The sequence below is a fragment of the Chloracidobacterium sp. genome (assembly GCA_016720705.1).
Classification (GTDB): Bacteria; Acidobacteriota; Blastocatellia; order Pyrinomonadales; family Pyrinomonadaceae; genus OLB17.
Map to the genome: position 1 here is coordinate 1638526 of JADKKB010000007.1, position 15363 is coordinate 1653888.

Below are 15363 nucleotides of genomic sequence, written 5' to 3' on the forward strand. Positions count from 1 at the left end.
GAACGTTTAAAATCTGCCTCAACTATCGAAGCCGGATCAGTTGTTATTGTCGTTGCTACTGTTGTTTGTTGATTCGTTAATAAGCGATTCAGACTGAGCGGCAGGAACTCCGCCACGTTGCTGCACCACGTGGGCAAGTTCGTGTCCGATCAGTTCGCGTCCGGTGTCTGAATGAGGATCAAAAGCGCCCGGAGCAAAGTGTATGTCATTTCCATCGACAAAGCTTTGTGCGTTTTGCAGCGTCGGCGCGTGACTCTGGTAGATCTTGATATCCGAAAAATCGGTGCCATATTTCTTTTGCATTTCGTGAACCAACGGCTTAGGCAATTTGGTCTCCACTGCATTGTTCACTAATTGTTTAGGCGTGCTCATTAGATTGAAATTGTTGTTTGGCATCTGCGTTCTCCCGTAGGTAATTTATATACCAACTTGATATCACAATTCGGCAGTCGATTACAATAAAATTCTTTGTGGAAAACCCGATCTTTCACCTTCTTGGTTTCGGCGTGAAAGCCAAAAATGATGACCGCGATCTCCGAGGAAAAAAAAGGAAAGGGACGCCTTAAATGACGCCCCTTTCCCGTTTTGAAGCAAACAAACAGATCTATTTAGCTCGGTCCACACGTATTTCTTTACCCGAGGCATCTATATATTTCCGGATAGAGCCGTCATCGCCAAGCACAAAATGACCGCGTCGTCCTTTTTCCTTTTTGTTAAAGGTCCCGAAGGTAAGAGTTTCGGTGTCGATGACCTGAAAATTTTCTTGATCGTCACATTTGACCCGTGCCCAATATCCGCTCACCGTCGTCGTGACGCTGCACTTTACGCCGCCGATGAGGTAATCACCATCGATCGGCCTAGTTTCCTCGCCACCGCCGTTGATGCCGTTGCGCAGGATCGATTCCAGATCCTCAGCGTCGCTATATACGATCGACTCGATCTTATAAACCGTCGAGGACGTATTGGCGGTCGAAAGAGTAAATGTGATCTCATCCGGCTCGCCAATATTAATAAACCGCACTTTCACCACATTGTCCGGCGTGCTCTTGGCAATTACGAAGTTTGTGATCTGTATGTCCTGAGCGTTATAAAGCGGGTCAAAATTTAATGTTCCAACTTCATCAGACTTTGTGTTGAGAGCATCCTGCCAAATAGCGTCGGCCAGGCTTCCGGTAAAGTATTTATCGACAAGCGCCCGGCTTTTTTTCTGAAAGAACGGACTCCTTCGCGCGTTATGTGCTGCGTAAAGGTTTTTCACGACGGTCTCCGGCGAAATGGTGGCGAGCTTATTCTTCTGGGCAAATGCCGGTGAACACAACACAAGTGCAAGAGAAATCAATATAACGAGTTTAGTTTTCATATCTATTATCCGAATTTTGGTATTCGCAACCCCATAACTTATTACGTGAAGACCGAGCAATGCATTGAAAATCTATTCCATATTCCGCAATCTAAGCCTCAATGCCTGTAGTTTAATAAACCCTTCCGCATCGTGTTGGTCGTAGGCACCGGCGTCGTCTTCGAAAGTTACGACGCGTTCGCGGTAGAGCGAATTGGGGGATTTGCGGCCGTTGACGGTGACATTGCCCTTGTAGAGTTTGAGGCGGACGTCGCCGTTGACGACCTCTTGGGTCTGGTTGACCATACTTTTCAGGATTTCGAACTCAGGAGCGAACCAGAATCCGTAGTAGACCGACTCGGCAAACTTCGTTCCGAGCGAGTCGCGCAGGCGTGTGACCTCACGGTCCATCGTGATCGACTCGAGCGCTCGGTGCGCGATTTGTAGAATCGTAACGCCGGGTGTTTCATAAATGCCGCGCGACTTCATTCCGACAAAGCGGTTTTCGACCAGATCGACGCGACCGATGCCGTGCTCGCCGCCGAGGAAATTGAGCTTTGTCAGAAGGTCAACTGCACCGTATTTCACGCCGTCGATAGCCACAGGTTCACCCTTTTCGAATGATAGTGTGATCTCCTGAGCGGTATCGGACGCCTTTTCGGGTGACTTCGACAGCAAGAAAATATCGTCCGGCGGTGCCGCCCAAGGGTCTTCGAGAATGCCGCCTTCGTAGGATATGTGCATCAGGTTGCGGTCCATCGAGTACGGTTTGGCGGCGGTGGCAGTGACCGGAATGCCGTGTTCCGCACAGTAGGCGATCAGGTCGGCGCGTCCCTTAAATTCCCAGGTGCGCCACGGTGCGACAACCTTTATATCAGGTTTGAGCGAGTAATAAGTCAGTTCGAAGCGCACCTGATCGTTGCCCTTGCCGGTGGCCCCGTGAGCGACGGCGTCGGCACCTTCCATTTGGGCGATCTCGATCTGTCGTTTGGCAATTACGGGGCGTGCGAGGCTGGTACCGAGGAGGTAAACGCCTTCATACAAAGCGTTTGCCTTGACCGCCATCCAGACAAAATCTTTTACAAACTCCTCACGCAGGTCTTCGACGTATAGCTTTGATGCGCCGGTTGCCAGTGCCTTTTCTTCAAGGCCGCTGAGTTCCTCGCCCTGGCCGACATCTGCGCAATAGCAGATAACTTCGCAGTCATACGTCTCTTTCAGCCACAGCAACATCGCTGATGTATCAAGCCCGCCGGAATAGGCGAGAACGACTTTTTTGATCGATTTGGTCATATTTTACCTGAAAAAAAGGCACACTCCCGACAGGTCGTGTTTCCGCCTTTTGAGATTTCAAACTACAATTATAGCCGCACGGAGACATAAATGACTAAATCAGGCCAGCTATGGGGCGGTAGATTTACCGAGAAACCCGATAAGACGTTCGCAGAGTTTAACGATTCGTTCAGATTCGATCGCCGGCTATTTGTTGCGGACCTACGGGCGAGCATTGCTCACGCCAATGGATTGGCGGGCGCGGGCGTGATCACCGGCGACGAAGCGGCGGCGATAACCGGCGGCCTGGTGGAAATGCTCGCCGCGGCCGACTCGAATGACGCGATATTTGACGGATCGGATGCCGAAGATGTCCACTCTTTCATCGAGGGTAAGCTGATCGCTGCGATCGGCGACGCAGGCCGCAAGCTGCATACAGGACGGAGCCGAAACGACCAGGTCGCGACGGCGTTTCGCTTATGGCTGAGGGACGAGATCGACGCTATTGCCGACCTCGTTCGGGATACGCAGACATCTATTGTCGAACTCGCGGCCCGGCACGCCGATGCGGTGATGCCGGGATACACGCATCTCCAGCGTGCACAACCGGTAATGTTCGCTCACTGGTGTCTGGCGTATTTTGAAATGTTGAAACGTGACCGCGACCGTCTGGCCGACGCTCGGAAACGTGTCAATATCTTGCCGCTTGGTTCGGGTGCACTTGCCGGCGCGGGCTTTCCGGTCGACCGTGAGGCGGTCGCCCGCGAGCTTGGATTTGAGGGTATTTCGGCAAATAGCCTGGACGCAGTTTCGGACCGTGATTTTGCTGTCGAATTCACATCCGCCTGCTCGCTGATAATGGTACACCTGTCGCGCCTCGCCGAGGACCTGATCATATATTGCTCAAATGAATTTGGCTTTGTGAGTTTGAGTGATGCTGTTTCATCAGGCTCGAGCCTGATGCCGCAGAAGAAAAACCCCGACGCTCTTGAGTTGCTTCGGGGAAAGGCCGGACGAGTTTTCGGACACCAGATGGGCTTGCTCTCGATGATCAAGGGCCTGCCGCTCGCCTACAACAAGGATATGCAAGAGGATAAGGAGGCCGTTTTTGACACAGTGGATACGATAAATATTTCACTGCGGGCTGCCGCGATCGTCCTCGATAATACGACATTGAATGAAGAGCGTGCTCGTAATGCGGCGGCAAAGGGCTATCTGAATGCTACCGAACTTGCTGACTATCTAGTAAAAAAGGGCGTTCCCTTTCGCTCCGCACACGAAGCCGTCGGCCGAGCAGTGCTATTTGCGATCGGCGAGGGCAAAGAGCTGCACGAACTCAGTTTGGACGAAATCAGGCAGTTTTCAGCCGTGATCGGCGACGACGTGAACGAAGCCCTTGGGCTGGAATCGGCACTTGCGGCCAAAGGTACGATCGGCGGGACGTCGCCGGGCCGCGTCGCTCTCGCTCTGGAGTCAGCACGACAATACATTGTAAAATGATTGATAGAAAAAAGTTAATAGAACAATCCGGAAACAACGAGCTGATGCAGTTTCTCGGTGTCAAGATCGAGGTCGCATCTGCGGACCGCGTCGTCCTCACGATGGAGGTCACGCCGAAGGTGCATCAATATGTCGGCATAATGAACGGCGGCGTCTCACTCTATCTCTGTGAAACGGCCGCCTCAATCGGTGTCGTTGCCGGTGCGGACCTTGAAAAGGTCACGCCGGTCGGTATCGAGATCAACGCCAATCATCTGCGGGCAGTCAGTCGAGGCATCATAACGGTCGAGGCAACGCCGCTGCACACCGGGCGAACAATGAGCGTCTGGAAGATCGAGATCACCAATGACCGAGGCAAGTTGGTCTGCACGTCGCGCCTAACGATGCTTATCCAAAAGCGGGCCGCGTATCAGCCGGAATAGATATTGTACAAGGCCGCCTCACGCTACCGTTCGTAATTCGTCATTCGTACGGCTAAACTCTCAGTGTGCACAATTTTATTCGACATTTGATAACCGAATGGCGGCGTCTCAAGCTACCAACGTCTGCTGCGACGGTGATCGTGGCGGTTTCGGGTGGTGCCGATTCGGTCAGTCTGCTCCTCGCGGTTCATGAACTGGTTCGATCAGGAAAACTAAATCTTCGCATTGTTGCCGCACATTTCAACCACCGTCTTCGCGGAGCGGAGAGCGATGCAGATCAGGAATTCGTCCGCCAACTAACCGGTAAACACGGAATCGAATTGGCTCTCGGACATCGCACGAAACCGTTTGAAGGAAATTTAGAGCAAGATGCCCGCGACCATCGATATGCATTTTTGGCTGAGACTGCAAGCGATCTGAACGCTTGTGCGGTGCTGACGGGCCACACCGTCAACGATCAGGCCGAGACCTTTTTGTTAAATCTAATCCGCGGTGCAGGACCCGGCGGACTCGCGGGAATGGCGGCCGTGAGGCCATTGGGCCGGAGCGAAAATGACGTCGACGATGCGGTGAGTCTGGTACGCCCACTTCTGACCTGGGCGATGCGCGAGCAGACCGAGGGTTTTTGTCACGACAAAGGAGTCCAGCCACGGTATGACACTATGAACGAGGACACTGCGTTCAAACGTGTCCGTATCAGAAAGGTCCTACTGCCAATGCTAAAAGAAATGAATCCGAAGATCGTCACCACGCTTGCCTCGACCGCGAGCCTGATGGGGCAAATTCCGTCCAAAGCGATAGAAAGCGAACGCGCACCGGTGAAAAGATATCTTGAGATCAAATCGCTGAGACAACTAAGCGAACCTGAGCTTTTTGCGGTAATTCGGGGCTGGCTTCGCGAAATGAGAGGAACCACGCGCCAATTGCAACTGATACATATAGCGGCGATCGGACGTTTGGCGTTTAGTGATAAGAGCGGCAAGATCGCTGAATTGCCCGGCGGACGCGTCATAAGATCGGGCGGCAAGCTGACGTTTGAAAAGAATAAGGTTGAAAATTGATGCTCAGCCAATTAGAATCAAAGGTTGGCATTTGATTTAGTGCGGCAGGTGTATTCTAAACAACGCTTACACGCCAACTTTCATCAAATTTGGTTCGTGACGCTTTCGGGTGAAGGTTGAATTGGAGGCAATATTTTGAGTTCTAAAGGTAAACAGGTCTTATTGTGGTTGATGATTATTTCCAGTGCTCTGGTCTTTGTCTGGTTTTTACAATCCAGGCAGGTAAAACCGGCACAGGAGTTGTCGTTTGACGCCGCACTGACACAGATCAAGAATAAGGATATCAAAGAGCTGACGGTCCGACAGGACACTCTCGAGTTGGTAAACAAGAGTGACGCAAAACTGGTCGCAAAGTTGGATACGAGCGACTCGACCCGCGATCAGATCTTTGCGGCCGCCAAGGAAACCGATACAAAGATCACACTCGAACCGCCCTCAAGCGGACTTGGGTGGATCGTATTGATCCAGGCTCTGCCGTTCATTCTGCTTATCGGGTTTTTGGCGTTCACACTTCGCCAGATGCAGGCGGGCGGTAATAAAGCACTCAGCTTTGGCAAATCCAAGGCCAAATTGCTCAACAATCAGCAAAAGCGAATAACGTTTAAGGAAGTTGCCGGCGTTGAGGAAGCAAAAGAGGAGCTGCAGGAGATCATTGAGTTTCTCAAGGATCCGCAAAAGTTTCAGAAACTCGGCGGCAAGATCCCCAAGGGCGTCTTGATGGTGGGACCTCCGGGAACCGGTAAGACGTTGCTGGCTAAGGCCGTTGCCGGTGAGGCCAACGTTCCGTTCTTTTCCATCTCGGGTTCTGATTTTGTCGAAATGTTTGTCGGCGTCGGCGCCAGCCGTGTCCGAGACCTTTTCGAACAGGGCAAAAAGAACGCGCCGTGCATCATCTTTATCGATGAGATCGACGCAGTCGGGCGCCATCGTGGGGCCGGGCTAGGCGGTGGTCACGATGAACGTGAACAGACGCTGAACCAGTTGCTGGTCGAAATGGACGGTTTTGAGTCGAATGACGGCGTCATCCTGATGGCTTCGACCAACAGGCCTGACGTTCTCGATCCGGCATTGCTTCGTCCGGGACGCTTTGACCGCCGTGTTGTGGTCGGCCGTCCTGACGTTCGCGGCCGTGAGGGTATTCTGAAGGTTCATACGCGTAAGATACCGCTCGATGAGGGCGTTGACATTAACGTGATCGCTCGAGGCACGCCCGGATTTACCGGTGCTGATCTTGCCAACATCGTTAACGAAGCGGCACTGAACGCGGCCCGTTACAACAAAAAAGTCGTCGGAATGGCTGACTTTGAGATCGCCAAGGATAAGGTAATGATGGGCGCCGAGCGCAAGAGTATGGTCATCTCGGACGAAGAAAAGCGCATTACCGCTTACCACGAGGCCGGCCACACGCTCGTCGGGATCAAAGTTCCACATTGCGATCCGGTCCATAAGGTTACGATCATTCCGCGCGGAATGGCGTTGGGCGTGACGATGTATTTGCCCGAAAAAGACCGCTTGAGCGCGACCAAGGAGTTTTTGCTTGGTCAGATCGCGATGGCGATGGGCGGTCGTATTGCCGAGGACGTCTTTATTGGCAGCATAACGACCGGTGCGTCGAATGATATCGAAAAGGCTACCGAGATCGCTCGTTCGATGGTTTGTGAATACGGTATGTCGGCACTCGGGCCGCTGACTTTCGGCAAGAAGGAAGAGCAGATCTTCCTTGGCCGAGAGATATCGCAGCATCGCGATTACTCAGAGGACACCGCGATCAAGATCGACAACGAGGTTCGTCGAATTATCGATGAGCAATACAAACTTGCCGAAAAGGTGATTCGCGAAAACAAGGACGCGATGATCCGGTTGGCCGAAGCATTGCTCGAGTTTGAAACGCTTGACGCTGTCCAGATCCGAAGGGTCATTGCCGGCCTACCGCTTGACCGCGACAATTCACCGTCGCCGTCTGATGACGGAAATGGTTCGCAAACTGAAGAGTCGTCGGGCAATCCGTTCAAAAAACCGATCCTACCGCCGATAACCGGAAACAATCCGGCGACGGCCTGAGGGAATCAGTAACGTAAAAGTAAAAAGGCAAAAGTGGGAACGATCCTCTACTTTTGCCTTTTTACTTTATAATTTCACCATATGAAGTATTGGCAGACATCTCGTCGAAGGATACAGCTCAATCGTCCATTGGTGATGGGCATACTTAATATCACACCGGACAGCTTTTCTGACGGCGGCAAATACGCTTCGCCCGATGCTGCATTGCTTCGCGCCGAACAGATGATCGCCGAGGGCGCCGACATTATCGATCTCGGAGGCGAATCCACCCGACCCGGCAGTCAACCTATATCGGTCGAGGCCGAGACTGAGCGAACGATCCCGATCATCGAGGCACTTGTCTCACGCTTTGATACTCCGATCTCGATCGACACCTACAAATCCGAAGTAGCAAAACGGGCAGTCGATGCAGGTGCCGAGATAATCAACGACATTTCGGGCCTTAGGTTTGACGCCAATATTGCCAATATTGCCTCAGACAGCGGTTCGGGATTGATCCTGATGCATTCGCGCGGCAACTTTGAATCTATGCATTCGGAACCGCCCGTCGACGAGATCTTACCTGACGTAACCGCCGGCTTTCGCCGTGCGGTTGAGATCGCCGAAAATGCCGGCGTTAGCGATAACAGCATCGTTCTCGACATCGGGATCGGCTTTGGCAAAACACTTGGACAGAACTTAGAGTTGCTCGCCAAAATTGATAGACTTGTCGGAGAGTTTCCTGAATATCCGATACTTGTCGGAACGTCGCGTAAGTCCTTTATCGGCAGAGTCCTTGACGAACGGCCGCCAAGCGAGCGGGCCGCCGGTAGCCTTGCATCGGCGACTGCGGCGATGATAAACGGAGCTTCGGTGGTTCGAGTGCACGACGTGATCCAGACTGTGGATGCGATGCGGATCTTAATGGCAATAAGGGAGGCGAGCGGCTGATATGTACTGTAGGATCTTGGCGATATTTTTTCTGTTGGCGATCACTGCGGGCCCGTTGATGGCGGACGTGGCGCCGGATCCCGGTTTTGTCGGCGTACGGATCAATCTCTTGCTCGAAACAGACGACGATCTCTCCGGCATTCGGTTTTTTGTGCTATCCGGAGACATTGTAAGAGAAATTGTCGTCAAACGTGGCGAGCAACTGACCGTTAACCCGCTCGGCGGCGGAGCGAGATACAGGTCCGGTACGCTGATCGCAGTTCCTGCCAAAAGCATCGAAATCCCGACCGGCTCCGGAGACTTACCGATCGATCTGCAGGCCAAACTATTAAAAAACGAAATTCCCGGAACGATCACCCTTTTGACCCACAGTTTTCGCCGTGACGTCCGAAAAGCCGATGAGGACAAATGGAAGGACGCACTTTTCAAACTGCAGCGAGTGGGCGCGACAGGCGTAGCTGCATCGAAAGTTTCCGGCGGGAATCCAAACGATAGCCCGGAGCAACCGCCAGGTCCGTTTAGTCCTGTTGTCGACAAATCACCGTTGTTCTGGGTTTCAGTCGGTGTGGGTTCGGTCTTGACGCTGGTCTTTATTTTTGCAGGTGCTTGGGTATTTCGACGTTCAAGGTCAAACTGAGCAAGGAACGATATTGTAAAAATGAGATTTTTGAAAACCGTACTTATCATAACAAGTTTCCTCTTCGCTGCCGGCTTTACCGATTGTTATAAACCGGTGACCAATTCCGGCCTGCCCAAGAGTATCCGGAAGATAGCTGTTCCCGCATTTCAGTTTGAGGCAAAAGGAATGCGGTATCGTGTCGAGTCGCGATTTACCGAGGCGGTAAGCCGCGAGATCATTCGCCGAGGCAATGGCCTGCAGGTGCAAGGCACCACGAGGGGAGCAGATGCAGTTGTGGAGGGTACGATCCGTGACTTTACGTTTTCGGGGGTTTTGCTCGATCGCGAAGGCCGGGCACGAGTCTATGAGGTGACGATCGTCGGTGCGGTCACAATTCGCGAACTTAAAGACAATCGTATCTTATACGATAATCAGAACTTCGTCTTTCGCGATTCATTTGAGTTTTCTGAGGACCCTCGCTCGTTCTTTAATGAGGAAGATCCTGCCGTCGAGCGTATGTCGCGGGCATTTGCCGAATCAGTCGTTTCCGCGATCATAAACGGTCTCGGCGTTAGCGAAGAGAAGCCTTGAGCCCTGAACTATAACAAATGGCTGTTATCAAACGCGAAGATCTGAGGGCACAGTTGCGGCGGCGCGAAATGGCGCCGGTCTACGTGCTGTTCGGACCTGAAACTTACCTTCGGGATCTCGCCGCACGCACGATCGCGGATTTTACATTTGCAGACGGTGACCTCCGAGATTTTAATGAAACAGAATATAGCCTGAACGTCGACGGCAATCTTGAACGAGCGATCGCCGCGGCCAACCAACTGCCGATGATGGCGGCCAAGCGCATCGTGCGGGTGATCGACGTCCGTGTTACCGCAAGTGGACACCGCGATACTCTCCGCGAAGAGCACGAAACGCTGCTTACCAATTATTTTCGAGATCCTTCACCATCGACCATAATGATCTTTGTAGCCGACGACCTTAACGGCGTCAGAAAGATCGGCAAACTGCTTCGGGCTGAGGCTACAGCGGTGGATTTTGAGCCGATGGATGACGGCGAGCTAACAAATTGGGCTCGTGAAAAGTTCAAAGCCACCGGGACAGAGATCGACGAACAAGCTCTGCGGCACTTGATCGCTCTCGTCGGCAATGACGCGTCAAGGGTCGAAAACGAAGCCGCAAAGCTATCGACAGCCGCCCTGCCCGAACGACGCGTCACGATGGAACTTATAGATCCTTTGGTGCCGAATTCGCGGGAATTGACCAATTTTGAACTAACTGACAATCTGGTGAGCAAGAATCGAAAGCGGGCGCTAGCCGTATTAAAGAAGATACTTGACGACGGTGCTGAACCGTTGATGATACTTGGGCTGATATCGTATAACTATCGCCGCCTCGTAATGGCGAAAGACCTGATGTTGCGAGGCGCGGACCGCGGTGAAGTCGCTCGTGTACTGAGGCTCAGATACAGTGATCAGGAAAACTTTCTGGCCGCTGCAAGGCGTGCAGAGATGGACCAACTCACCCGTGTACTCGCAAGGCTCGCCGAAACGGATCTCGCGATCAAAACCTCCATCGGAGGAAGCGGCCCGCAGGGCGCCCGAATACAGATTGAAGTGCTCGTATGTGAATTGGCCTCGATGTGATAACGATCAGATGGGCATCAAACCGTTCGCCTTATTGAAAAAGTTGTAAAGCTCGTTGTAATCGTTAATTGCCCGGTTCAGGATCATCGGTAATTGAGGCAGGTCGTTAGTATTTACAACCAGATTCAGATTTCGAAGAAATGCATCGTGTGCACTCATCGTTGCACCGCCTTCTTCCAGTGAGATCAGATACAGACGGCGGCGTTCGGATGAATACATTGAATTCACCTTTTGCTGGAGGATCGCCGCTCCGCCGAGTTCCGGTGCAAAATCCGGCGAAAACAGAAGTATTTCAGTCTTACCGTCGCGCAATCGCTCATTTGCCTGGGCAGGTGTCTGTGCGATATATACCTTGTAGCCGGCATCAGATAATATCTTAGCTGTTTCGTCGAGACGTGAACCAAGACAAAGCAATATTCGACGCGGTTTTGCCGATTCTTCAGGATCTTTGTCGAGAGCCCCTTTATCTGCCGCGAGAGCACTCATTAACGATTTGAGGGCGGAGTTGATCTGAAAGCCGGACTCCTTAGCGGCAAATTCGGCCTTGCCGTCCGGTGATGCCGGCGCAGGCTCGCTTGCCTGCAGTTGCTGGACAGTTGAGAGCCCTTTGCCCGACTCATCTTTCTGTACGCGCAGCATATTCTGACAGCGCGGACAGCGAACCGTAAAATTCCCGCTGGGGATCTTGGACTCATCTAACTGTAATGAAACTGAACAGTTATCGCAGCGTATTATCATATTTTCTCACCAACTATTCGATCATGCTTAAAACCGAGCCCGGATTCTCGACCGGTGTGGGCGGAAGGGCAGATTTGACCGACGTTCCCGTCTGATTCTGAGTAGCAAAATCCTCGGTCGACGACAATCCACGCAACTGGAGTAATAAGTTGTTTTGATTGGTCGCGAACGATAGGCCGTCTTCTATCGAAATCTCGCTTCGCTCGATCATGCCGCGGATAACCGAATCAAAATCCTGCATTCCGTCGATCTCACCATCGCGGATCGCATCAAGCAAAGTTTTACCTTCAGTCTCACCTTTTTCGATGTACTCACGAGTACGCGGATTCGATTTTAGGATCTCGACGGCCGCGACACGGCCCTTGCCGTCTGCTTTGGGTATAAGCCGTTGTGAAACGATGTAGCGAAATGTCTGGGCCAGACGCGTCCTAATGATGCGCTCTTCATTTTTGGGATATAGGCCGACGATACGATCGATCGTTTTAGACGCGTCGATAGTGTGCAGTGTCGATAACACAAGGTGACCGGTTTCTGCTGCTTCGAGAGCGATCTCGGCCGTTTCCAGATCTCGCATTTCGCCAACCAGGATCACTTTCGGGGCCTGACGAAGTGCGGCACGCAGTGCTGAGGCAAAATCCTTTGTGTCGGCACCGACCTCCCGTTGGTTAATGGTGGATTTTTTATGATTGTGCAAAAACTCGATGGGGTCCTCGATCGTGACGATGTGATATGCCTTGATCTCGTTGATCCGGTCGATGATCGCAGCCAGGGTCGAGCTTTTTCCGGAACCGGTCGGCCCCGTCAGCAGTACGATGCCGTTTCTGATCTCGGCAATATCTTCGAGGGCTTTTGGCAAACGCAGCGAGTCAAAACTCGGTATTTGGTGCGGAATGACGCGCATCACTATCGAATACGAATTACGCTGTTGGAAAATATTTACGCGAAAGCGGCACCTGCCGGGAAGTGCGTAACTCAGATCAGCGGTCCGAAACTTAGCAAGTTGATGAGCGGCGTCCGGACTATCGCGGATCAGCGACATCGCTATCGTCTCGGTCTGATACGTCGATAATTTACCCAAACCTATCGGTGACGTTGGGTAAAGAACGCCGTTGATCTCGACTTGTGGTTTTTGTGATACTGAAAAATTGAGATCGCTGACGTTTTCTGAAACGAGCAGCATCTGCTCAATGATCGGTCCTATATCAAGCAAGCTCATTGTATGGGTCTACTCCCGGAAGTAATTCAAAAAGGGCGGGTATTCGTTGGGAAAGAAGTGCCTTGACGCTCCGATCTGGTCAGAGCGACAGGATTATTATCACCTATACGTGATACAAAATGCAAGACAATTTTTAATATTGTTTAACGCTTGTCGGTAAGTAAGTGGATCAGAGACGCCATTCGCTCTTCGATCAGGTCCGGGTCACTGTTGATCGCCCCGATCATCGCGGCAGCATCCGCACCGGCACTCAATACGGGGATCAGGTCTTCGCGGCCGATACCGCCGATCGCCACTATTTTGAGATCGCCGACCGCTTTGCGGATCGTTGTCAACAGTTCTAGCCCGACCGCTGGACCGGCAGCGGTTTTGGTATTGGTCGCGAAGATCGGGCCGACACCGATATAATCTACCGGCGAATCTACAGCCGCGATCGCCTGCTTGAGCGAATGCGTCGATAGCCCGATGATGGCGTGGGGGCCGAGCAGCTTTCGTGCTTCATCGGGCGGCAGGTCGTCCTGGCCGAGATGAACTCCGTCCGCCCCGATCGCTAGAGCCAGATCGGCGCGGTCATTTATGATCAGTTGAGCACCGGCCTCGCGTGCGGCTGCAAGTGCTTCACGTGCATCATCGACCCATTCGCCCACTCTCTGCTCTTTTTCACGCAGTTGTATCAGTCTGGCTCCGCCGCGGACTAATCGCCGCACCTGCTCTGTATGCGAGATACCGCTTAGGCGTACGTCAGTGATGGGATAGATCTTTGGAAGTGTATAGTGCACAGTATTTTAATTATTAAAGGATCGCCTTCATCATCAAAAAGCAATCCTCGCCGTTGCTATAGTATTTATTGATCCGCTGAGCGGTCGTGTATCCGGCGTCATTATATAGCGTCATTGCCGCCTCGTTTCCGACCCGAACCTCTAGCATCAGAGTGCCTATTTCGCGTGCTTTGATCGCCTTCTCGATATGATCGAGCAGACGAGCCGCAATTCCGCGGCGGCGATGCTCAGGTGCTACGCCGATCGTTGTCAGATGGGCCGCACCATTATCGTTGATCATTATGACGGCAAAAGCAACCATCTCGCCCGTATCGTCGGTGACCCGGTAGCTAAGGGTTCGCGGTTCATTGAGCAAGTACTCAAAAGTGTGCTTGGTGTAATTATCACCGTTCCTAAAACACCTTATGTTTAGCCTAAGAACCTCATTGAGGTGGTCCGGCATTAGCGGCCCGATCGAGTATTCGGACGGCGGAGCAGGCACGATTGTCTCAGGCTCGGTGACGGTCATCGGCCTTAGAAAATTGCGAATTGAGTCCAGAACCGCCATTGTCGATTTATCTAATGAACATACAATCGCCGTAACTGTAAAACCTGTACTCTGAATCAACAGCGTGACGATAGGCGTTCATTATAAGGTCGTGACCGCCAAAAGTTGAAGTCAGGATGAGCAGCGAACTCTGCGGCAAGTGAAAATTAGTCAAAATGGCATCGACCGCCTGAAACTCAAATCCGGGTGTGATCGTCAGATCGGCGTCAGTTCGCATAGCCTCAAATCGTCCATTGCTTGAAAAGTTTGATTCGAGCGCACGGGTTGTTGTGGTGCCGACCGCGACGATCCGTTTGCCGCTGTCCTTTGCGTTCTGTAACCGCTCGGCCGTCGCCGAGTCGATCTCGTATCGCTCGGCCATAACTCTGTGATCCGACAGCACATCGGCCCGGACCGGTTGAAATGTCCCATAACCGACGTGAAGAGTGATCTCAGCGATCTCGGTGCCGCGCCGTCTGATGCTGTCCAGGATCTCGGGGGTAAAATGAAGTCCGGCCGTCGGGGCGGCGATCGAGCCTCGGGTTTTCGCATAGACGGTCTGATAACGCTCGCGGTCGGTGCCGGCAGCGGCCTTGTCCCGACGAATATACGGCGGCAGCGGCGTCCTGCCGTATTTGTCGATCAGATCGTTCAGGTTCGTCGCCGACTCAAATCCGATACGTACTCTGCCATCCTCAAATTTTTCTTCAACAACACCGGACAGTCCCTCGCCAAAGTTGATTCGTTTCCCAGTCCGTAAACGCTTTCCCGGTTTCGCTAGTGCCAGCCAGCTGTTAGTATCGGCCTCACTGATCAAAAACACCTCGATCGCCGCACCGGTCTCCGTACGGCCGATCAGCCTCGCTGGGAACACGCGTGTGTTGTTAACAACGAGCAAATCTTTGGGCCCGAGTTGCGAAGCAAATTCTGAAAACGTACTGTCGATGAGTCCACCTGCGGCCCGGTCGACGATCAGCATTCGCGAGTCTTCGCGACGGTCGGCGGGGTGCTGGGCGATCAGGGATTCGGGAAGGTCAAAGTCAAAGTCAGAAAGTTGCATTGATCGTTCAAAAAGGACGTAAGTCGAGTGTTTGTTGTAACAAACGTATGATTCTAATATAATTTTATTGACCGGTTATCACAACAGATATAATTGTTTGCATCCCTACCGACGATAGTAGCGACTAATACGTGGATGCCGACATACCGCTAGGGTCGCTGTCTGTACCTCGGTGTGGCGTTAAC

At 52.4% G+C, this 15363-nt stretch carries 16 protein-coding genes; 8 read left to right on the forward strand and 8 right to left on the reverse strand.

What is annotated here, in order from left to right; translation table 11 throughout:
• Positions 1–36: 36 nt before the first annotated feature.
• The 3 genes from IPQ00_14495 to IPQ00_14505 all read right to left on the reverse strand — a co-directional run bounded on the left by IPQ00_14495 (position 37) and on the right by IPQ00_14505 (position 2632).
• On the reverse strand, positions 37–396 hold the full coding sequence (locus tag IPQ00_14495) for a DUF4157 domain-containing protein (protein ID MBL0241772.1): 360 nt from the start codon (positions 394–396) through the stop codon (positions 37–39).
• A gap of 208 nt (positions 397–604) precedes the next feature.
• Entirely contained in the window at positions 605–1360 is a 756-nt protein-coding gene (locus IPQ00_14500; protein MBL0241773.1) for a hypothetical protein, read from the reverse strand.
• Positions 1361–1432: 72 nt separating this feature from the next.
• Positions 1433–2632, reverse strand: coding sequence for an argininosuccinate synthase (locus IPQ00_14505; protein MBL0241774.1), 1200 nt, complete (start codon positions 2630–2632; stop codon positions 1433–1435).
• 90 nt (positions 2633–2722) lie between these two features.
• On the opposite strand from IPQ00_14505, the gene argH reads away from it, so the two are divergent.
• The 8 genes from argH to holA all read left to right on the forward strand — a co-directional run bounded on the left by argH (position 2723) and on the right by holA (position 10859).
• Positions 2723–4111 carry an argininosuccinate lyase gene (gene argH, locus IPQ00_14510; protein MBL0241775.1) on the forward strand — a complete coding sequence of 463 codons (1389 nt, stop codon included), beginning with the start codon at positions 2723–2725 and terminating at the stop codon, positions 4109–4111.
• A complete protein-coding gene (locus IPQ00_14515; protein ID MBL0241776.1) occupies positions 4108–4533 on the forward strand; it encodes a PaaI family thioesterase in 426 nt (141 codons plus the stop codon). Before argH ends, IPQ00_14515 begins: the two co-directional genes overlap by 4 nt.
• Before the next feature lie 65 nt (positions 4534–4598).
• Positions 4599–5594: a tRNA lysidine(34) synthetase TilS gene (gene tilS / locus IPQ00_14520; protein MBL0241777.1), complete on the forward strand. Its 996-nt coding sequence runs from the start codon at positions 4599–4601 to the stop codon at positions 5592–5594.
• A 171-nt stretch (positions 5595–5765) separates the two neighbouring features.
• Positions 5766–7655: an ATP-dependent zinc metalloprotease FtsH gene (gene ftsH, locus IPQ00_14525; GenBank protein MBL0241778.1), complete on the forward strand. Its 1890-nt coding sequence runs from the start codon at positions 5766–5768 to the stop codon at positions 7653–7655.
• Between the two features lie 81 nt (positions 7656–7736).
• Positions 7737–8585 carry a dihydropteroate synthase gene (gene folP / locus IPQ00_14530; GenBank protein MBL0241779.1) on the forward strand — a complete coding sequence of 283 codons (849 nt, stop codon included), beginning with the start codon at positions 7737–7739 and terminating at the stop codon, positions 8583–8585.
• A gap of 1 nt (position 8586) precedes the next feature.
• Positions 8587–9222 carry a hypothetical protein gene (locus IPQ00_14535; GenBank protein MBL0241780.1) on the forward strand — a complete coding sequence of 212 codons (636 nt, stop codon included), beginning with the start codon at positions 8587–8589 and terminating at the stop codon, positions 9220–9222.
• A 21-nt stretch (positions 9223–9243) separates the two neighbouring features.
• Positions 9244–9795 carry a hypothetical protein gene (locus IPQ00_14540; protein MBL0241781.1) on the forward strand — a complete coding sequence of 184 codons (552 nt, stop codon included), beginning with the start codon at positions 9244–9246 and terminating at the stop codon, positions 9793–9795.
• A gap of 17 nt (positions 9796–9812) precedes the next feature.
• Complete coding sequence (gene holA, locus IPQ00_14545; protein ID MBL0241782.1) at positions 9813–10859, forward strand: DNA polymerase III subunit delta; 1047 nt, start codon at positions 9813–9815, stop codon at positions 10857–10859.
• A gap of 6 nt (positions 10860–10865) precedes the next feature.
• Here the strand turns inward: holA and IPQ00_14550 are convergent, their stop codons facing one another.
• The 5 genes from IPQ00_14550 to queA form a co-directional block, all read right to left on the reverse strand.
• Positions 10866–11597 carry a zinc-ribbon domain-containing protein gene (locus tag IPQ00_14550; GenBank protein ID MBL0241783.1) on the reverse strand — a complete coding sequence of 244 codons (732 nt, stop codon included), beginning with the start codon at positions 11595–11597 and terminating at the stop codon, positions 10866–10868.
• Positions 11598–11610: 13 nt separating this feature from the next.
• Positions 11611–12813, reverse strand: a complete 1203-nt coding sequence (locus IPQ00_14555) for a PilT/PilU family type 4a pilus ATPase (GenBank protein MBL0241784.1) — start codon at positions 12811–12813, stop codon at positions 11611–11613.
• Positions 12814–12956: 143 nt separating this feature from the next.
• Positions 12957–13592, reverse strand: a complete 636-nt coding sequence (gene thiE / locus IPQ00_14560) for a thiamine phosphate synthase (GenBank protein ID MBL0241785.1) — start codon at positions 13590–13592, stop codon at positions 12957–12959.
• A 13-nt stretch (positions 13593–13605) separates the two neighbouring features.
• On the reverse strand, positions 13606–14139 hold the full coding sequence (rimI, locus tag IPQ00_14565) for a ribosomal protein S18-alanine N-acetyltransferase (GenBank protein MBL0241786.1): 534 nt from the start codon (positions 14137–14139) through the stop codon (positions 13606–13608).
• A 7-nt stretch (positions 14140–14146) separates the two neighbouring features.
• Positions 14147–15178: a tRNA preQ1(34) S-adenosylmethionine ribosyltransferase-isomerase QueA gene (gene queA / locus IPQ00_14570; GenBank protein ID MBL0241787.1), complete on the reverse strand. Its 1032-nt coding sequence runs from the start codon at positions 15176–15178 to the stop codon at positions 14147–14149.
• Positions 15179–15363: the final 185 nt, after the last annotated feature.